General features: G+C 54.1%; 19 protein-coding genes, 1 pseudogene and 1 riboswitch. Of the genes and pseudogenes, 11 read left to right on the top strand and 9 right to left on the bottom strand.

Annotated features, from left to right (window positions below; translation table 11 throughout):
* Positions 1-164 precede the first annotated feature (164 nt).
* From IR141_RS05710 to raiA, 7 genes are all read left to right on the top strand, one after another.
* A complete protein-coding gene (locus IR141_RS05710) occupies positions 165-569 on the top strand; it encodes a hypothetical protein (RefSeq protein WP_135034686.1) in 405 nt (134 codons plus the stop codon).
* A gap of 277 nt (positions 570-846) precedes the next feature.
* The gene (locus IR141_RS05705) at positions 847-1,383 is read left to right on the top strand and encodes an HAD family hydrolase (protein WP_135034685.1); all 537 of its coding nucleotides are present in this window, start codon (positions 847-849) and stop codon (positions 1,381-1,383) included.
* On the top strand, positions 1,380-1,958 hold the full coding sequence (gene lptC / locus IR141_RS05700; protein WP_135034684.1) for an LPS export ABC transporter periplasmic protein LptC: 579 nt from the start codon (positions 1,380-1,382) through the stop codon (positions 1,956-1,958). Before IR141_RS05705 ends, lptC begins: the two co-directional genes overlap by 4 nt.
* Complete coding sequence (gene lptA, locus IR141_RS05695; RefSeq protein ID WP_135034683.1) at positions 1,939-2,478, top strand: lipopolysaccharide transport periplasmic protein LptA; 540 nt, start codon at positions 1,939-1,941, stop codon at positions 2,476-2,478. Before lptC ends, lptA begins: the two co-directional genes overlap by 20 nt.
* Positions 2,479-3,025: 547 nt before the next feature.
* The gene (gene lptB, locus IR141_RS05690; protein ID WP_135034682.1) at positions 3,026-3,754 is read left to right on the top strand and encodes an LPS export ABC transporter ATP-binding protein; all 729 of its coding nucleotides are present in this window, start codon (positions 3,026-3,028) and stop codon (positions 3,752-3,754) included.
* A gap of 183 nt (positions 3,755-3,937) precedes the next feature.
* Positions 3,938-5,287 carry an RNA polymerase factor sigma-54 gene (gene rpoN / locus IR141_RS05685; protein WP_135034681.1) on the top strand — a complete coding sequence of 450 codons (1,350 nt, stop codon included), beginning with the start codon at positions 3,938-3,940 and terminating at the stop codon, positions 5,285-5,287.
* A gap of 178 nt (positions 5,288-5,465) precedes the next feature.
* Positions 5,466-5,783, top strand: coding sequence for a ribosome-associated translation inhibitor RaiA (gene raiA / locus IR141_RS05680; protein ID WP_135034680.1), 318 nt, complete (start codon positions 5,466-5,468; stop codon positions 5,781-5,783).
* A gap of 492 nt (positions 5,784-6,275) precedes the next feature.
* Here the strand turns inward: raiA and IR141_RS05675 are convergent, their stop codons facing one another.
* The 7 genes from IR141_RS05675 to IR141_RS05645 all read right to left on the bottom strand — a co-directional run bounded on the left by IR141_RS05675 (position 6,276) and on the right by IR141_RS05645 (position 13,162).
* Positions 6,276-9,158: a valine--tRNA ligase gene (locus IR141_RS05675; protein WP_135034679.1), complete on the bottom strand. Its 2,883-nt coding sequence runs from the start codon at positions 9,156-9,158 to the stop codon at positions 6,276-6,278.
* Between the two features lie 145 nt (positions 9,159-9,303).
* Entirely contained in the window at positions 9,304-9,600 is a 297-nt protein-coding gene (locus IR141_RS05670; protein ID WP_054599660.1) for a DNA-binding transcriptional regulator, read from the bottom strand.
* A 260-nt stretch (positions 9,601-9,860) separates the two neighbouring features.
* On the bottom strand, positions 9,861-10,637 hold the full coding sequence (map, locus tag IR141_RS05665; protein ID WP_245231728.1) for a type I methionyl aminopeptidase: 777 nt from the start codon (positions 10,635-10,637) through the stop codon (positions 9,861-9,863).
* A 148-nt stretch (positions 10,638-10,785) separates the two neighbouring features.
* Positions 10,786-11,442 (bottom strand): hypothetical protein, encoded by a 657-nt coding sequence (locus IR141_RS05660; RefSeq protein ID WP_135034678.1) that lies wholly within the window; start codon positions 11,440-11,442, stop codon positions 10,786-10,788.
* 95 nt (positions 11,443-11,537) lie between these two features.
* Positions 11,538-12,143 (bottom strand): BON domain-containing protein, encoded by a 606-nt coding sequence (locus IR141_RS05655; protein WP_135034677.1) that lies wholly within the window; start codon positions 12,141-12,143, stop codon positions 11,538-11,540.
* Positions 12,144-12,213: 70 nt separating this feature from the next.
* Positions 12,214-12,807: a phosphoheptose isomerase gene (locus IR141_RS05650; RefSeq protein WP_135034676.1), complete on the bottom strand. Its 594-nt coding sequence runs from the start codon at positions 12,805-12,807 to the stop codon at positions 12,214-12,216.
* A 7-nt stretch (positions 12,808-12,814) separates the two neighbouring features.
* Complete coding sequence (locus IR141_RS05645) at positions 12,815-13,162, bottom strand: YraN family protein (RefSeq protein ID WP_135034675.1); 348 nt, start codon at positions 13,160-13,162, stop codon at positions 12,815-12,817.
* Between the two features lie 61 nt (positions 13,163-13,223).
* Here IR141_RS05645 and rsmI point away from each other — a divergent pair, with 61 nt between their 5' ends.
* Positions 13,224-14,093, top strand: a complete 870-nt coding sequence (gene rsmI / locus IR141_RS05640) for a 16S rRNA (cytidine(1402)-2'-O)-methyltransferase (protein ID WP_135034704.1) — start codon at positions 13,224-13,226, stop codon at positions 14,091-14,093.
* Positions 14,094-14,744: 651 nt separating this feature from the next.
* Here the strand turns inward: rsmI and IR141_RS05635 are convergent.
* On the bottom strand, positions 14,745-16,148 hold the full coding sequence (locus IR141_RS05635; RefSeq protein WP_135034674.1) for an efflux transporter outer membrane subunit: 1,404 nt from the start codon (positions 16,146-16,148) through the stop codon (positions 14,745-14,747).
* A 57-nt stretch (positions 16,149-16,205) separates the two neighbouring features.
* The gene (locus tag IR141_RS05630; protein ID WP_135034673.1) at positions 16,206-16,697 is read right to left on the bottom strand and encodes a MarR family winged helix-turn-helix transcriptional regulator; all 492 of its coding nucleotides are present in this window, start codon (positions 16,695-16,697) and stop codon (positions 16,206-16,208) included.
* A gap of 560 nt (positions 16,698-17,257) precedes the next feature.
* A riboswitch (PreQ1 riboswitch) is annotated at positions 17,258-17,301 on the top strand.
* A 7-nt stretch (positions 17,302-17,308) separates the two neighbouring features.
* Between IR141_RS05630 and queF the strand changes: the two genes are divergently transcribed.
* From queF to IR141_RS05615, 3 genes and pseudogenes are all read left to right on the top strand, one after another.
* Complete coding sequence (queF, locus tag IR141_RS05625) at positions 17,309-17,785, top strand: preQ(1) synthase (protein ID WP_135034672.1); 477 nt, start codon at positions 17,309-17,311, stop codon at positions 17,783-17,785.
* Positions 17,786-17,941: 156 nt separating this feature from the next.
* Positions 17,942-18,625, top strand: coding sequence for a 7-cyano-7-deazaguanine/7-aminomethyl-7-deazaguanine transporter (locus tag IR141_RS05620; RefSeq protein WP_135034671.1), 684 nt, complete (start codon positions 17,942-17,944; stop codon positions 18,623-18,625).
* Between the two features lie 79 nt (positions 18,626-18,704).
* Positions 18,705-18,903 (top strand): annotated as a pseudogene (locus tag IR141_RS05615) (IS1595 family transposase); the annotation flags it as partial.

Genomic DNA, 18,903 nt, shown 5'->3' with positions numbered 1-18,903 from the left:
GCGGTCGGGCCGGAATCGGGCGCAGAGGTGCGGTATGCGGCGGATACGGTGCGGCAAAGTTCGCGGCAGGCCTATTATTTGGAGGTGTGCGGCCGCCGGCCGCCGCTGCAAATCATCAGCAACAGCCATTGGGTTCAGAATGCCGCCGGCAGGCTGGTGGCGTGTTGGACCACAACATACCCGAAATATGCGGCAGCGAAGAAGCCCGCCAAGCCCGTGAAAACGGCGTGAACCAAAGCCGCCCGACCCGCAAAAATGTGCGCATCGATGAGAGCAGCGTCAAAAACGGCGTGATGACCGTGGCCTACACCTTAACCGACCGCGATTTCAACGATATTGCCACCATGCTGCCGTTTGCGGTGAACGTGATGAAAAGAAGGGTAACTGCCATCGTGCGCCGCCCCGAAGGCGGGCTGCTGCCGGGCTTGCAGACTGCAAGGTTCACCTTGCGCGACCGGCACGGCAAAGCCATGCCGCCTGTGGATATTTTACCGCCGGACTGTATGCCGCAATCTGCCGCCGAGCCGCAGGAGGGCGAAGGCAGGCCGCGCCGTCAAGCCAAAGGCTGAGCCTGCACGCTCCGCCGGTTTACACTTTCAGACGGCATTTAAAATTTATGGTGCTAAAATAAAACCCTGATATTTGTTGGGCCGTCTGAAAGCTTTATATCGTGAATCGATTTGCCCTGTTGCGGCCTTGCGCCTTGTATTGCCGGCAGCCTGCCCTGAGGCGGCAATGTGCGGATTCGCGGCGGCCTGTCAGATGAGGCCGCAACGGTACGGCTTGCCCGCTCCACCGTTTTAACTAACCCGATGTATTTTATCTGTTTATTATCAAGAATACCCCATGCAAACCCTATCCCCTGAAATTCAGGCGCGCGCTGCCGCCGTCAAACTGCTGATTATGGACGTGGACGGCGTGCTTACAGACGGCCGCATTTTCATCCGCGACAACGGCGAAGAAATCAAATCTTTCCACACGCTTGACGGTCACGGCCTGAAAATGTTGCAGGCTTCCGGTGTGCAGACGGCCATTATCACCGGACGCGATGCCCCTTCGGTGGGCGTGCGCGTGAAGCAGCTCGGCATCGGCCACTACTATAAGGGCATACACGACAAACGCGCCGCCTATGCGCAGCTGCTTGCCGAAGCGGGCGTGGTCGAACACGAATGCGCCTTTATCGGCGATGATGTGGTCGATCTGCCCGTGATGGTGCGCTGCGGCCTGCCCGTTGCCGTGCCGGAAGCGCATTGGTTTACCCTGCAACATGCAGCCTATGTTACCCGCAAAAGCGCAGGGCAGGGCGCGGTGCGCGAGCTGTGCGACCTGATTATGCGGGCGCAGGGCAAACTTGAAGCCGCTTTGCAGGAGTATGTGCAATGATCAGGCTGCGACACGGCTGGCTGTTTCCACTGGTGTTGGCGGTTTGCCTGGGCGGCCTTTCTGCCTGGCTGGGGCGTATCAGCCAAATTGATGTGGAAGAAGCCGCCCTCAATCCCAACGAGCCGCAATATTCGATGACGGGCATCAACGGCAAACGTTTTGACGGGCAAGGCCGTCTGAAAGAAAGCCTGAGTGCCGAAACGGCTTGGCAATTGCCCAAAAGCAGCAACATCACCTTTGAAAAACCCGAGCTTGCCCTGTATGACGGCGGGCGGCTGCTCTATACGGTAAAAAGCAACGAAGCAGGCTACCACACCGAAAGCCGCAAAGTGCAGTTTCAAAACGAAGTGGTGCTCACTAAAAACGCCGATGCCCAACGCCCCGCCGGCATTTTGAAAACCAACAGCCTGACCGTTGATACGCAAACCGAAACCGCCGAAACCCAAGAGGCTGTCGAATATCAGTACGGCGACTCCCACGGCACGGCAAACGGCTTGGTATATGACCACAAACAAGGTTTCTTAAACCTGCCTTCACGTGTGAAAGCCATTATTTATGACCCAAAAAACCTGTAAAACCGCCGCGCTTGCCGTTTTAGCCCTTATGGCCGCCGCCCCTTGTGCGTTTGCGCTGGAAAGCGACCGCCGGCAGCCGATTCAAATCGAGGCCGACCAGGGTTCGCTCGACCAGGCCAACCAAGTGACCACGTTCAGCGGCAATGTGATTATCAAGCAGGGCACGTTCAACATCAGCGCAGGCAGCGTGCGCGTGTCGCGCAACAGCAAAGGCGAGCAGCAGATGAATGCCGCCGGCAGCCCCGTGCGTTTCAGCCAAACGCTCGATGACGGCAAAGGCATCGTGAAAGGACGGGCCGACAATATCGATTACTCGTCTGCCACCAATATCGTGAAGCTCACAGGCAATGCGCGGGTGGAGCGGGGCGGCGATGTGGCCGAGGGTGCCGTTATCACCTATAACACCCGCACCGAAATCTACACCGTGCAGGGCAGCAAGGCTGCCGGCGGCAAAAGCGGCAAGCGTGTAACCGTGGTTATCCAGCCGTCCGGTGCACAATCCCAGGGCAGGAAAAAATAATCTTCGGCCGTCTGAAACTCCCGGCAGGCGTGCCGCCCTGTTTTTCAGACGGCCGGGGATTGTATAAAACCCGCGCCGGCATTTGAAAACATCCGCATGATGCTTGGGCTTGGTTAGGGCATCTTCATTGGTTCCGCAGAAATAACATACAGCAAACCGCTTGTCCGGCCGGGGCGTTGCCGTGCTTCACCCCGAAGCGGGTGGGTGTTCGGCCGTGCAAACGGCAGCAGAACCGGTTTGGTATGAATATATTGTTTGGAAATTGCCGCTTGGTGCCGCCTGTCTGTGCAGCTTGTTTTGCGCTTCATTCGAGCGCTATCCGCTAGGCGAGCGGCACAGCACCGGGCATAAAGGCTCGGAAACTTCAGATGGTATTTTTGGGTTGAGCGAAGATACCGCCCTTGAGGTTGCCGGCAGATACCGTGAGGACGGTTGCGGATAAGCGGATACGCATGAACAAGTAATACAAATCTTCACAAAGATTAAAATAAACTTTCAGACGGCCTAAAAACCGATTACAATAGTAACCATCACAAAGAACACACATATGAGCCAAAGCCGCTTAAACGTACAAAATCTGCAAAAAACCTTCAAAAAGCGCCAAGTGGTGAAAAACTTTTCGCTGGAAATCGAAAGCGGCGAAGTGGTCGGCCTGCTCGGCCCCAACGGTGCGGGTAAAACCACCAGCTTTTACATGATTGTGGGGCTGATTGCCGCCGATGCCGGCAGCGTTGAGTTGGACGGACGGGAAATCCGCCACCTGCCGATACACGAACGCGCCCGTTTGGGTTTGGGCTATCTGCCGCAGGAAGCATCGATTTTCCGCAAGATGACGGTAGAGCAGAATATCCGCGCTATTTTGGAGATACGCCTGAAAAACAAAAGCGAAATCGATGCCGGGCTGGAAAAACTGCTGGCCGACCTGAATATCGGGCGCCTGCGCAACAACCCTGCGCCTTCGCTTTCGGGCGGTGAACGCCGCCGCGTGGAAATCGCCCGCGTGCTGGCTATGCAGCCGCGCTTCATCCTGCTTGACGAGCCGTTTGCCGGCGTTGATCCGATTGCCGTTATCGACATTCAGAAAATCATCGGCTTTTTGAAAAACCGCGGCATCGGCGTGTTGATAACCGACCACAACGTGCGCGAAACCCTGCGCATCTGCGACCGGGCCTACATTATCAGCGATGGTGCCGTATTGGCTTCCGGCCATCCTGAAGAATTGGTCGGCAACGAGCAGGTGCGAGCGGTGTATTTGGGCGAAAACTTCAACTATTAAGCCGCCGGCCGGCAGTTTGAGCAATTAATCCGGCCCGGTGCAAACCGCACATTACGCTTTTATGGCGGATTAAATGGAAACTGATACGGCATCCCCACTTTTATGCACTTATTTGTATGGTTTGCGGGTATGGCCTTGTTTTGATTCGAATTTAATCCCCATACTCAAGAAGAAAATAAAAATATGAGTCAAAACATAGGATTAAAGCTCAGGCAGACCCAGCAGATCAACCAGCGGCTGCAACAGTCGCTGCGCATACTGCAAATGTCGGGATTGGAGCTTGAGCGCGAAGTCGGCGACTGGCTGCAGGAAAACCCGCTGCTGGAGTGTGCCGAATACGATGAAGCGGCCGAAGCCGGATTTGACCGCATCTCTGCCGCACAGCCCAAAACCGGCCAAATCGGCGGTGATGATGCGGAAAACGTTTGGGCCACCATTGCCGAGGAAGAAGGCTTCAACACTTATCTGCACAAACAAGTGTGCGAACATCCTTTGAGTGAGGCCGAAGCGGCGAGGGTGCATATCTTGATCGATTTTCTCGATGAGCAGGGCTATTTCACCGACAGTTTGGAAGAAGTGCTCGAGCATACGCCGATAGAGTGGATGCTGGAAGAGCAGGATATGCACAAAGCACTTGATTTGCTGAAAAGTTTTGATCCGCCCGGTGTGGGCGCCGCCAATCTTGCCGAATCGCTGCTGCTGCAACTGATGCGTCTGCCCGCATCGCCCGCGCTTAGTCTTGCCGTCAAAATCGTGCAGCTCCACCTTGACGATTTAGGCCGCAGCCGCCAGCAAAACACTGCTAAATTCCGCAAACATTTTCCCGATGCCGAAGCCGCTACTCTTCAGACGGCCTTGGATCTGATTGCCAAGCTCAATCCTTATCCCGCTTACGGTTTTGCTGCTGCCGAACCCACCGCCTATGTGCAGCCCGATATTTGGGTGAAAGAAACCAAAAGCGGCTGGTCGGTGATCACTAACGAGCGCGTGTGGCCGAAAGTACGGCTCAACAGCGAATATTGCGAGCTGCTCAAACAGGCGGGCGACATTGGCCCGGAGTGGAAAGAGAAGCTCAGTGAGGCGCGCCAGAAAATCGACAGCCTCGAGCTGCGCAAAAGTACCGTGATGCGGCTGGCCGAATATATTGTTGAAAAACAGGAAGATTTTTTCGTGTTCGGCGAAATCGGACTCAGCCCCATGCTGCTGAAAGATGCTGCTGCCGCGCTGGGCGTGGCCGAAAGCACCGTGTCGCGCGCGGTTAATCACAAATATTTGGCTTGCCCGCGCGGGGTGTTTGCGTTACGCTATTTCTTCACACAGGCCGTTGTTGCGGAAGACGGTGAAAGCGTCAGCCAAAGTGCGGTGAAGGCCGTTATCGCGCAGCTGGTGGAAAGTGAAAACAAACAAAAACCCTATTCCGATGATGCGTTAAGCAGGTTGTTGAAGCAGCAGGGCATTGATATTGCCCGCCGCACGGTAGCCAAATACCGCGAATCGCTGAATATTCCCAATGCGCACCAACGCCGGCCGTAATGTGCCGGCCAAAACCGAACCGGCCGTCTGAAACAATGAATCTGCATCAGCAAAACTTTTCAGACGGCCTATATTGCAAGTGGACGCGAAAAACCGATTTATCTGCGGCCGCACAGCCGGCAATACGCCGATTTCCGCCGCCTGAGCGGGCGGCACAATCCAACCGAAGGAGTAAGCCATGAATCTGAAAATTACCGGCCTGAATTTCGATGTAACCGAAGCCGTCAAAAACCATGTGGCCGCCAAGCTCGAACGCATCAACCGCCACGCCGCCAATGTTATTTCGGTAGCCATCACTCTTTCGGTGGAAAAGCTCAACCACAAGGCCGAGGCCGATGTGCATCTGGCGGGTAAGGATCTGCATGTGGAAACCATTGAATCGGATATGTATGCCGCCATCGATGTGTTGATGGACAAGCTTGACCGCGCCGTGCTGAAACACAAAGAAAAAAGCAATGATGTGCGCGCCACCCCCAAGCCTGCGCCGACAGCCTGATAAACGTTTGCCGTAACATGCAATAAAAAATCCCCCTTTCAAATTGCGCCCCAACTGCCGGATATTGAATCCGACTTTTGGGGCGGTTTGTTTTGAGGGATGGGAAGCAGATTTATCTGTGTGGGTAATTTTGAGGCAGCCATACCGGAATATGCCGCGTCATCATGTGAAATATGGCGGGCGGGCATGATGCATCTGCTTTGTTTCCGCTTCGGCGTTGCTGCGCCATAAGGCCGGAGTCTTTGCAAAATTCAAAAAACACCAAAAGAAAGTTTATCTGCCGCCATTTCTGTGCAGGCGGAGTTTGGCCGCAGTATCCGGGTGTTTAAGCGGTATGCCGGTATTTCCCACCACTATCCCCGCCTGCGCGGGAACAATGATGCTTGATCCTTTCAGACGGCCTTAAGGTATTTTTGCAAAGCGTTTCCGGCATCCCGGCAGGGTTGGGTTGAGAAATCCATGCCGGGGCGGCTTTTGCGCGTGAAGCGGCCGCTAGCTTTCCAGCTTAGCCGACTGCGCTTTCACTTTGGCCATTTTTTCCTGCAGCTCGGCCAGCTCGGCTTGGTCTTTCGCCACCAGATGGGTGGGGGCTTTTTCTGTGTAGCCGGGCTTACTCAGTTTGGCGTTGAGTTTGTCTAAAGCCTTTTGCAGTTTTTCTGCTTCTTTGTTCAGGCGGGCGGCTTCGGCGGCTTTGTCGATTTCCACTTTCAGCATCAGGCGGGCATTGCGGGCGGCTTGGCACACGGCAATCGGAGCATCTTCGCCTTCGGGCAGGCTGTTGACCAATTTGACTTCGGTGAGACGGGTCAGCGCGGGCAGGTATTTCAACATATCGGCCAACTCTTCGCTGCCTTCGATAAACAGGGGCGCCTTCACTCCCGGCCCCAAGCCCATTTCGCCGCGCAGGTTGCGCACGGATTCCACCAAGCCTTTGAGTATGTCCATCTGCTTGAATGCGGCAGGTGCGATGTATTCAGGGTCGGCCTGAGGGAAGGCGCCCAGCATGATGCTGTCGGCGGTTTTGCGGCCGCACATCGGTGCAACGGTCTGCCACAGCTCTTCGGTAATGAACGGAATAATCGGGTGCAGCAGGCGCAAGGTTTCTTCCAATACGCCCAGCAGGGTGGCGCGGGTGGTACGCTGCGTGGTCGGGCAGCCGGTTTGGATTTGCACTTTCGCCAGCTCGATATACCAGTCGCAATATTCGTTCCACACAAATTCATACAGCGTTTGTGCCGCCAAATCAAAGCGGTAGCTGTCGAAGGCGGCGGCGGTTTCGGCTTTCACCTGTTGCAGACGGCCGATAATCCATTGGTCGGCAAAGGTATAGGCCAGGGGCTTTCGGCTGCCTGTTACAGGGTGGGTAACGCCGGGTGCGGCTTCATCGAGGCCGCAATCTTGGTTTTCTGTGTTCATCAGCACAAAATTGGTGGCGTTCCACAATTTGTTGCAGAAATTGCGGTAGCCTTCGGCGCGTTTGAAGTCGAAATTGATGCTGCGGCCGAGGCTGGCGTAGCTGGCCATGGTAAAGCGCAGCGCATCGGTGCCGAACACGGGAATGCCTTCGGGGAAGAGTTTCTCGGTGGCTTTTTTTACCTGCGGCGCTTTTTCGGGGCGGCGCAGGCCGGTGGTGCGTTTCACCAGCAGGTTTTCCAAACTGATGCCGTCGATTAAGTCCACAGGGTCGATCACATTGCCCTCGGATTTCGACATTTTTTTGCCTTCGTGGTCGCGCACCATGCCGTGGATATACACGTCTTTAAACGGCACTTTGCCGGTGAAGTGGGTGGTCATCATGATCATGCGCGCCACCCAGAAGAAGATGATTTCGTAGCCGGTAACCAATACATTGCCGGGGAGAAAGGCTTGCAGCTCGGGCGTTTCAGACGGCCAACCCAAGGTGGAAAACGGCACCAGCGCAGAAGAAAACCAAGTGTCGAGCACATCTTCATCGCGTACCAAACCGCTTTTGCCGGCCAGTTTTTCCGCTTCTTCCTGCGAGCGGGCAACATAGCAGCGGCCGTCTGAATCATACCAGGCGGGGATTTGGTGTCCCCACCACAGTTGGCGCGAGATGCACCAGTCTTGGATATGGTTCATCCATTGGTTGTAGGTGTTTACCCAGTTGCCGGGAATAAATTTCACTTGCCCGCTGTCGACTGCGTGTTTGGCTTTCTGCGCCAGGCTCATGCCGGCAAACTCACTTTCCGGCTCGGCTGCTTTGCTGCTGTCGGGAGTGGCAGACATCGCCACAAACCATTGGCTGGTGAGCATCGGCTCGATCACCGAACCGGTGCGGTCGCCTTTGGGGGTCATCAGTGTGTGCGGCTTCACTTCGACCAAAAGATTTTGCGCTTCCAAATCGGCCACGATTTGTTTGCGTGCGGCGGAGCGGTCGAGGCCGGCGTAGGCGGCGGGCAGGGCAAATCCTTGCTGTGCTTTGCCTTTGTAGTCGAACACTTCGGCATCGGCCAAAACTTTGGCTTCCAAATCAAATATATTGATTAATTGGGTGTGGTGTCGTTTGCCGACTTCATAATCGTTAAAGTCGTGTGCGGGGGTGATTTTCACGCAGCCGGTGCCGAAATCTTTTTCTACATATTCATCGGCAATCACCGGAATGGTGCGGCCGGTAAGCGGCAGCACCAGCTCTTTGCCGATTAAGTGGGCATAGCGGCTGTCTGCGGGGTGTACGGCCACGGCCACATCGCCCAACAAAGTTTCAGGGCGGGTGGTGGCCACAATCAGGCTTTCAGACGGCCTGTCGGCAACCGGGTAGCGGATGTGCCACATCGAGCCCTGTTCTTCTATGCTTTCCACTTCCAGATCCGATACTGCCGTGCCTAACACGGGATCCCAGTTGACCAAACGCTTGCCCCGGTAAATCAGGCCTTGTTCAAACAGGCGCACGAACACTTCGGTTACGACACCGGCGCGGGTGTCGTCCATCGTGAAGTATTCGCGGCTCCAGTCGGCCGAACAGCCCATGCGGCGCATTTGCCCGGTGATGGTGCCTCCGGAGTGCTCTTTCCATGCCCATACTTTTTCGAGAAATTTTTCACGGCCGAGGTCATGGCGCGAAATGCCTTGCCCGGCCAGCTGCCGCTCCACCACAATCTGCGTGGCGATGCCGGCATGGTCGGTGCCGGGCACCCAGCAGGTGTTGCGGCCTTTCATGCGGTAGTAGCGGGTGAGGCCGTCCATAATGGTTTGGTTGAAGGCGTGCCCCATATGCAGCGTGCCGGTTACATTGGGTGGCGGAAGCTGGATGGAGAAAGACTGTTCAGACTGCATATCGGGCTGGAAATAGCCTTTTGCTTCCCAGTTTTGATAATGCCCGGCTTCGATTTCGGCGGGGTTGTATTTGTTTAACATGATGTTTTTCAATGCTGTATTAATCTGTAAATCAAAGCGTGGGATTATAACGCAAAGGCCGTCTGAAACCTATAAAAGGCGTTTCAGACGGCCATAACAAACTGCCCGTCAGGTTAGTGCCTGCGGGCAGTTTTATTTTCTCGGTTCATTTATTTTTCGCTTCGGCCTTGGCTTCTTTTTTCAAAGAGGCATATAAGTCGGGCTGGCGGCTTTTCAGCAGCGAGGCAATCGCAAGATCATCGCGGTTTACTTTAGCCAAGTCGATTTTCTCAATGTGGACCAAACGCAGTAATTCGCGTACGGGCTTGGGCATGTTGCGGCCTGATTCGTAACGCGAACCGCCGGACTGGGTAACGCCGATGCGGCTCCAAAAGTCCATTTGGTTTAAACCGAGTTTTTTGCGGATATCGCGGATATTTTCGATTTTCTCGAACGACTTCATGAAATTCCCTTCATTTGTTGTAAAGATCAATCTGGAAATTACTTATGCAGCGATAATATCTTGAGTGAGAATATTATATTCAGATAAGTATGAATGCTTAGACAGGGAAATCAGGATAAGTTTAATCAGATTTTCTATCAAGCGGTCAAAAAACGCGACAAACGCAATAGGGTGTTTCAACTATTCTTTTAAAACAATAGGTTATTTTTTTAAGTAAAGATTCTAGCTAAAAATATTTTACATAAAAAAACGTAACAAAATCAAGGTTTACCTGTTTTCGGGCTGACGGTGAGGATTTCGCGGCCGGTTTCGGTAACCAAAACTTCGTGTTCCCATTGCGCCGAAAGCGAGCGGTCTTTGGTAACTACCGTCCAGCCGTCTGCCAAAATGCGCAGATGGCGTTTGCCTTGGTTGATCATCGGCTCTATCGTGAAAATCATGCCCGGCTGCAACACCAAACCTTGCCCTTTGCGCCCGTAGTGCAGGACTTGCGGCTCTTCGTGGAAGCCCCGGCCGATGCCGTGGCCGCAGAATTCCTGCACCACCGAATAACCTGCGTTTTCGGCAACCTGCTGGCAGGCGTAACCGATGTCGCCCAAAGTGGCGCCGGGCTTGACCGCCGCGATGCCCGCCATCATGGCTTGGTGGGTGATGTCGATCAGGCGTTGGGCCTGGGGGCTGATTTTGCCTACCGCAAACATACGGCTGGAATCGCCGTGAAAACCGTCTTTTTTAATGGTGATGTCGATATTGAGAATGTCGCCGTTTTTCAGGGGTTTGTCATCGGGAATGCCGTGGCAGATAACGTGGTTGACCGAGGTGCAGCATGATTTGGGGTAGGGCGGGTTGCCGTAATTCAGCGGTGCAGGGTAGCCGCCCTGAACTTCGGTGTGGTAGGTGTAGATCAGCCTGTCCAGCTCGTTGGTGGTGATGCCCGGTTTGACGAATTGGCCGATATAGTCCAATGCTTCGGCCGCCAACCGGCCCAGTTCGCGCATTTTTTCGATTTCTTCGGCGGTTTTGATAACAACGGCCATGGGAATCCTCTTTCTTTTCAGGTGTTGGGATTGGTGTTCAGACGGCCTTTCGGTAGCGTGTGAAAGGCCGTCTGAAAGAAGGTGGCATAAATTGCTGCCGCAGGGTTTGAATAAGGGTGAAAGCCGCTGTTTCAAGTGGGACGGCGGGTTAAAACAGGTTGTCGGTTACTTTGCCGGGTTTGGCAGGTTGCGCAGGGGCGGTTTCTGCGGGTGCCGGTTTTTCGGCTGCGGGTTTGGGTTCGGATGGTTCGGCTGCGGGTTTGGGGGCGGCGGGCTTTTCGGCTGCTTCGATCTGTTGTGCAGGCTTTGGGGCTGCCGTGGGTTGTTCTTTAGGCTGCTCTGCGGGAGCGGCAGGGGTTTCCGGCTGGGCCTGCTGTATGGCCTGCTGCCCGGTTTCTTCGGCCGTTGCGGTTTTCCGCTGTGGTTTGCGGGCTTGACGCGTGGGTTTTGGGGCCGGTGCGGCGGTTTGTTCGGGTGCGGATGCGGCGGTTGGGGTTTCGGGATCGGCATTTGCGTCTGAAGCGGCTGCTTCGGTTTCGGATGCATGCTGTCGGGGGGCAGCCGCTTGTGCTTGAACCGCCGCTGCCGCTACTGCCGAAGCGGGTGCACCGCGGGGCGAGAGCATTTCAACCGATGATGCGGCGGCGGTTTGCGGAGCTTGGGTTTGCTGCTGTGCGGATTCTTTCCGGTCGAATGTCTGCATGATGCCGATTACCACGCCGGCAACGGCGATGAAGGCGATGGCGAAGAGGGCGGCGAGCAGGTGTTTGGGCTTGGGCATGAAGCCCGGTTTGCGGTTGTTCATTGTGTTTTCCGTTTGGCTGATAGAGGCCGTCTGAAAAATCGGTTTCAGACGGCCTTTTGTCTGCGCGGCAGATGCTTTTAAAGCGGCTTAGCTTATCATTTATTGTATGTTTGATAAAGCGTTACCACTTTTTTCACGCCCGGGGTGGTGCGCACGCGTTCGGTAACGGCGGCTTGTTCGGCGGGGGTGAGAATGCCCATCACATAGGTTATGCCGTCATAGGTAACGATTTTCACGCGGCTGGGAACCACGCCTTGGATGCCCAGCAGGGCGGTGCGTACTTTCGATGTGCTCCAAGTGTCGCTGCCCACGTTGCCGAAGGTGCGTTTTTGCGGCGATACGCTGATGTAGTTATACACTTCTTGAACGGTTTGCTCCGAGCGCGCCACTTGTTCTACGAATGCGCGGTCGCTTTCGTTGGCAACATGGCCCAGCAGCAGGATATGGCGGTTGTAGCCCACCACTGAGAGTTTCGGCTCGAAGCCTTCGGTTTGGTTGTTTTGGCGCAGGCGGGGCAGGGCGGTGTTTTTGATGCGGACTTCCATCACGTTGTCGTCGGCCTGGGTGCCGGTGCTGCGGCGGTCGAGTGCGGATGCGCCGCCTACTGCGGCTCCGCCCAATACGGCTCCAACGCAGCCGCTTAACAGCGCGGCGGCAAGAACGGCGGCAAGCAGGGTATGGGCGGGTTGTTGGGTGTTCATCTCGATACGTCCTTTCTGAATGGTTTTCAGACGGCCTTGTGTGCACAGGCCGTCTGAAAGCGGAAAACGGTTATATGCCTTCCAACAGCATGGTGTCGATGCTGTCGCACAGGGCGTGAATCAGCAGGATATGGATTTCCTGTATGCGGGCGGTGCGCGGGTGGGGCACGTTCAATAAAATATCGCTGTCGTTGAGCATGGCGGCGATTTTGCCGCCATCGCGGCCGGTGAGGGCGATAACGTGCATGTCGCGTTCGTGGGCGGCTTTGATAGCTTCGATAACGTTGGCGGAATTGCCCGAGGTGGAAATGCCGATAAGCACATCGCCGGCACGGCCCAGTGCGCGCACCTGCTTGCTGAAAACCTGGTCGAAGCCGTAGTCGTTGCCGATGGCGGTGAGGGCGGAGGTGTCGGTGGTGAGCGCCACGGCGGCCAGCTCCATGCGTTCTTTTTCAAAACGGCCGGTCATTTCGGCGGCGAAATGTTGGGCATCGGCCGCCGAGCCGCCGTTGCCGCAGGCGAGGATTTTGCCATCGTTCATCAAACATTGCAGCATCAGCACGGCGGCCTCGGCGGTGGGTTCGGTGAGAATGTCCGCCGCTTGTTTTTTGGCTTCGATGCTTTCGGTAAAATGGGCGGCTATGCGCTCTGGTAAAGTGGTCATCTGAAAATCAGCCTGTGATGTTCTGCACCCATTGCGGGGTATCGTTGCCCTGAATCAAAACCGCGTCCAAACGGCACGCTGCATGGTTCAGGCGGTGTTGCTGCAGATAGTGCTCGGCACTTTTTTGCAGTTTTAACAGTTTGGCCGGCGTAATGCTGTGGGCAGCGCCGCCGAAGCCGTTATTTTTGCGGTATTTTACTTCAACAAACAAAATCGTGTTGCCGTTTTTGACGATTAAATCGATTTCGCCGAACGGGCAGTGCCAGTTTCGCGTCAGCAGTTTGCAGCCCTGTTTTTGCAGAAATGCGAGCGCGGCGTTTTCACCTGCCGTGCCTTGAGTGTGATTTAAGCGCATTTTGTTTGCTCCCGTTATAATCCGATTTTTCAGACGGCCTTTTGAAAAGCGGTTTGTTATGATGATGCAGAAACATTACCAAAAAGCCTGCGGCAGCCTTGAGGCGCAAACATTATACGTGGTTGCCACGCCCATCGGCAATTTGGCCGACATCACCCTGCGTGCGCTGGCGGTGCTGGAGTGTGCCGATTTGGTGTGCGCCGAAGACACCCGCGTTACCGCGCAACTTTTGGCCGCCTACGGCATACAGGCCAGGCTGTTGAGCGTGCGCGAGCACAACGAACAGCAAATGGCGGGCAAAGTCATCCAAGCGCTTGCAGACGGCCTGACGGTGGCGCAGGTGTCGGATGCGGGCACGCCCGCCGTATGTGACCCCGGTGCGAAACTGGCCGCCCGCGTGCGCGAAGCCGGTTTCAAGGTGGTGCCGGTGGTCGGCGCCAGTGCTGTGATGGGGGCGTTGAGCGCGGCGGGCATTAGCGAGCCGGGCTTTTATTTTCACGGTTTTCTGCCGGCCAAGACGGGCGAACGCCGGAAACTGCTGGCAGCTTGGGCGCGAGCCGAACACCCTGTGGTGGCGTTTGAAACGCCGCACCGCATCGCCGCCGCTTTGGCCGATATGGCAGCGTTGTTTCCCGGCCGCAGGCTGACGCTGGCGCGCGAAATCACCAAAACGTTTGAAACGTTTTTAAGCGGCAGCGTAGCCGATATTCAGACGGCCTTGATTCATGATGCCGACCAAAGCCGCGGTGAAATGGTTTTGGTGCTCCACCCCGCGCCCAAAGAGAAAAACAGCAGTTTGCCTGAAGCGGCGCAAAACGTGATGAAAGTGTTAGCGGCGGAGCTGCCCACCAAACAGGCGGCCGAATTGGCGGCCGAAATCACCGGCGAAAACAAAAAAGCCCTCTACGATTTGGCACTGACATGGAAATAGATCGGGGTGGGTATCGCTTATCCATGAAACAAATAAGCATAAGGCGGCGGGTTGCAGATGGTATCGGCAAGCTGCGCAGAAAGAGCCAAGGCTGCGATGATTTTGAAGCTTGTGAAGCGGATCGGCCGTATGGTGCAGCCACGCTGTTTCCGTTACGGATTGCGTATCCGGCTTTAGAGAACGGTTTGGGTAGGCCGCCGCCGGCAGCGGAATCGGTGCGCACTGCCTGTACTGTCTGCGGCTTGCTGCTTTGTACCCAAACTAAAGCAGGCTTGCCATAGATGTTTTACAGGATATTCGAGGCTGTCTGAAAATATTTTCAGACGGCCTTGTTTGGAATCTGATGGCGGAAAGCACGGCGTGGTTATATTTTTGTTTTTTGCTTGAAAACCTGTTGGGGGGCGAGGGTTGTTGGGAGTGCCGAAAGATATGATGCGGCGGTGTCATGTTTGGAAAGCGTAAAATCGTTAAAACCGCTATTTCAACAACAAACATAAAGTTGCCGGGTATAAAAAAGCACCAAATAGCCGGCCTTGCCCAAGATTGCAGGCCGTCTGAAAATATTGTTCAGACGGCCTTATTCGGGGTTGGAGTGTCGTTGCTCTGCGGCGGCAGACACAAAATCAAACCGATGCCGAAAATGCGGGTTGGCTACTGCGGTATCCGGAATCCGCCGCCGAGACGGGCATGGACGCTGCTCCAGGCGGTCAGCAGATCTGCACGGTGTTGTGCCAACTGCATTTGCTGCTGCAACACTTCGTCTTGTTTTTGCAGGGGAACCAGGCCGTTTTCCAACCCGGCGCGCATACGGCGGGAAGCTGCCGATGCCGATTTCTCGGCAGTTTCTACCATGCGTTGCTGCAGCGCGGTTTGGTTGCGCAGGTTTTGGTAGCTGCCGACTGCATCGGCTGCTGAGCGTATGGCATGGAGCACGGTTTGGTCGTACACGGCTGCCTGTTCGTTAAAGCGGGCGTTGCGTGCCGCCAATTGCGATTGCAGTGCGCCCGAGGTGAAAATGGGCAGGCTGAGTGCGGGCATGATGCCCAGCATGCCGGAGCTTTTTCCGTTGATAACATCAAAAGCGTCTATGTGCGCCAACCCGGCCAGCAGCCTCAGTTCGATGTTCGGATAAAAAGCCGCTTTCGCTGCGCCGATATCTTGCGCCCGTGATTCCAGCAGGGCGCGTTGGGCGGCGATGTCGGGCCGTCTGCCCAGCAAATCGGCGCGGATACGGTTTACTGCCAGCACGGGCGCGGCCGCCTGCGGCGAAGGCTGCCAGTTCTGCAGAGCCTCGGGAGAGTGCCCTGCCGTTACCGCCAGGCTGTTGCGTATGCGCGAGATATTGTGCATCACTTGCAGCCGCTGCATTTGCAGTTGCTGCTGCATCTGTTGGGCTTGGTAAAGTGCGGACGGGGGAAGAATATCCGCCTGTATGCGCTGTTTTAATAGCTTTTCTATGCTTTCAGCCACCTGCAGGCGTTTTTGCAGGGCTTGTCGTTGGGCTTCCAGTGCCTGCCAGGCAAAATATTGGGCGGCTACGGCATGGGCCGTTTCCAAACGGGTGTGTACCGTTTCATAGGCGGCAGCTTGGCTCCGACCCAAAGCAGATCGGATGCGCGCTTTGTTTTGCCCCCAAAAGTCGAATGCCCAACTGCCTTGCAGGGCTGTTGCGGCCATCAATAGGGTATGGTCGGTGTTGGCTATACCGGATGCGGGTTTGGGGTTTACATACCCCCCTATGCCTTGGGATGACAGGCCGATTTGGACTCTGCTTGCCGCACGGTTCACACCGAGTTCGGCCTGTGCCTGCTCGAAACGCGCCCGGGCGATCCGCATTTGCGGGGCGGTGCGGACGGCCTCTTCGATCAAACGGTTGAGTTTGGGGTCGCGCAACTGCATCCACCAGTCATCGCGTATTTCGCGGGCGGATTCTCCTTGCGGTAATGAATAAGCCGTTGGGGTGTCCAACGGCACTTGTTTGCCAAACGGCGCACAGGCAGCGGCGAGCAATAATCCGAGCAACGCCGCGCTGCGCGCAATCAGGGTAAATTTCATTAAGCTATCCGTTTTGCTTTCGCTTGGAGCAGCATCGTAATGGTAAGAAAAGGGCAATCAACCGAGTTTGGTCAGCAGTTTGCCTAACAGATGTTGCAGTTGGGCGTAATCTTCATTGGTAAAGTCTTCCCAAGCCTCACTGCTCCTGCTGGAAATCTGCGGCCAGATTTTTTGGATAAAGGCTTCACCTTCAGCAGTTAATTTTAACACGATTTGGCGGCGGTCTTGCTGGTTGATGTGGCGTTCTACCCAGCCGCGCTCCACCATTTCATCGGAAAGGCGGGTGGCGCTGGTGCGGGTTAGATCCATCAGATCGCTCAGGCGCGAAGGCAGGATTTCGCTGTTGGGGCTCACATAAACCGCCATCATGGCAAACCACAGGTTTTCGTTGATGCCGAATTCTTTCAAGCTGTCGTTCAGATGGCTGCTCAGGCGTTCTGTAACAACGCGCAGCAGGCGGCCGGATTGGGTTTGCTGTTCGGAAAACTCAGGCAGGCGCCCGGATAATAATCTGAGCGCATTAACCAGTTCTGCTTGTGAAAAACTCATTATATTTCTCTTCTCAAATGATGTTGGCAGTTAAATAATTTTGATAAATGCAGTTATCTGCTTTTAAATTTCTATAAAATTGCCGTTTTCTACATAAAACCGGCAATTTTTAATTCAGTTGGAAATATTTTATATATTATTGTTTATAGTTTCTTAAAAAACAGATAATCGGTTTGTCTTTCTTACAAGCGGATTGCTGTTGTCATAAAAATGCTCTGCATAACCTAAATGGGGCGGGAAACCAACCGTTTGTCTGCAAACCTAAGTGATATTTGAAATTTTTTAGTGGGGCTGCCGAGAGGCAGTTTGTTTTGCTTTTTTAGAGTGGGTTGGTTATGCATAGTTCGGTGGAAAACATATCTTTACGCATTATGCATTTATAAAAAGCAGACGGAATTTTAAAAATTTTTAAATTCAATAAATTGACTGGGCTTATGGGGCGGATAATGAAAAAACGGATTTCGAAATTTCTGTTTTATAAACTATTTTTAACAGTTCTGCCGGGCGTTTCTGCTTGCCGGCAATACACATTCTGCTCTTTTGTATTAAAATACAGGGTTTACGTTGTGGTTCGCGATCTCCCACATTAAAAAACTAAGGAACTTTCATTTATGACCCGCAGTAGCAACGAACTGCACGGCCTTACTTTGCTGGGCAGCGGAAGTGTTTCGTATCTTACCGAATATGCGCCCGAAGTTTTGGAGGCATTCGACAACAAACACCAAGGCAATGATTATTTTGTCAAATTTATCTGCCCTGAGTTTACCAGTTTGTGCCCGATGACCGGTCAGCCGGATTTTGCCACCATCTATATACGTTATATTCCCGCTGAAAAAATGGTGGAAAGCAAATCGCTCAAGCTTTATTTGTTCAGCTTCCGCAACCACGGTGATTTTCACGAAGATTGTGTCAATATCATTATGAAAGATTTGATTGCGTTGATACAGCCGAAGTATATCGAGGTTTGCGGTGAATTTACGCCGCGCGGCGGAATTGCTATCCATCCGTTTGCCAACTACGGCCGTCCCGGCACCGAGTTTGAGCAGTTGGCCAAAACCCGCCTGTTTGCCCGTGATGCACACGCGTGAATGCGTGCAGCGGCGTTTCTGCATCTAACCGGCAATGTCTGAATACTGATTCATACCGATTAAAAATCAACAACTGCCTGCTTGAGGATTCGGTAGGAAGGCCGTCTGAAAAAAGCAGCGTGCCGCCGAAGCCCCTGTTTGGGAAACGAGAGAGTGATGGTTTATCGATTTAATGCTGCGCAATTGCGAAAGGCCTTGGTTTGGCTTGCTTTTTTTCATATTTTGATTATTGCAGCCAGCAATTATCTGGTGCAGTTTCCGTTTGAAGTGTTTGGATTCCACACCACCTGGGGGGCATTTACGTTTCCGTTTATTTTCCTGGCTACCGATTTAACCGTGCGCATTTTCGGCCGACATCTTGCCCGCCGGATTATTTTTTGGGTGATGCTGCCGGCTTTGGCGTTGTCGTATGCAGTATCGGTGCTGTTTCACGAAGGCGGCTGGACCGGTTGGGCTGCATTGGCTTCGTTCAACGGCTTTGTCGGCCGCATCGCATCGGCCAGTTTTGCCGCGTATGCGCTCGGGCAGCTGCTGGATATTTTCGTATTCAATAAATTGCGCCGCTTGAAATCTTGGTGGATTGCACCCACAGCCTCGACATTTTTGGGTAATGCGCTGGATACGTTGGTTTTCTTCGGCGTGGCATTCTATGCCGGCAGTGATGCGTTTATGGCGGCTAACTGGCAGGAAATCGCTTTTATTGATTATTTGTTCAAACTTGTTATCTGCACGCTGTTTTTCTTGCCGGCTTACGGTATTTTGTTGAATATGCTGGAAAAAAAGTTAACTGCGCTCAAGCTGCAAGACAATCTGGCGGAGATGGCGGCCCAAGAGCCTTGATGGTATGACCGGTCTGTTTAAAAAATAGGGGCTGTACTAGATAACTAGGGAAATTTAACTTCAGGTTAGAATAATCCCTATGAGAAAAAGTCGTTTAAGTCAGTACAAGCAAAACAAACTGATTGAACTATTTGTTGCAGGTGTTACCGCCCGCACAGCGGCGCAATTAGTTAGCGTCAATAAAAATACCGCTGCCTATTACTTCCACCGTTTGCGCTTACTTATCTATCACAACAGCCCGCATCTGGAAATGCTTGATGGTGAAGTAGAAGTTGATG

This window comes from Neisseria sp. 19428wB4_WF04 (assembly GCF_015235335.1).
Classification (GTDB): domain Bacteria; phylum Pseudomonadota; class Gammaproteobacteria; order Burkholderiales; family Neisseriaceae; genus Neisseria; species Neisseria musculi.
Note: the sequence above shows the minus strand (reverse complement) of the source record. Positions and strands in the feature narration are given on the sequence as shown.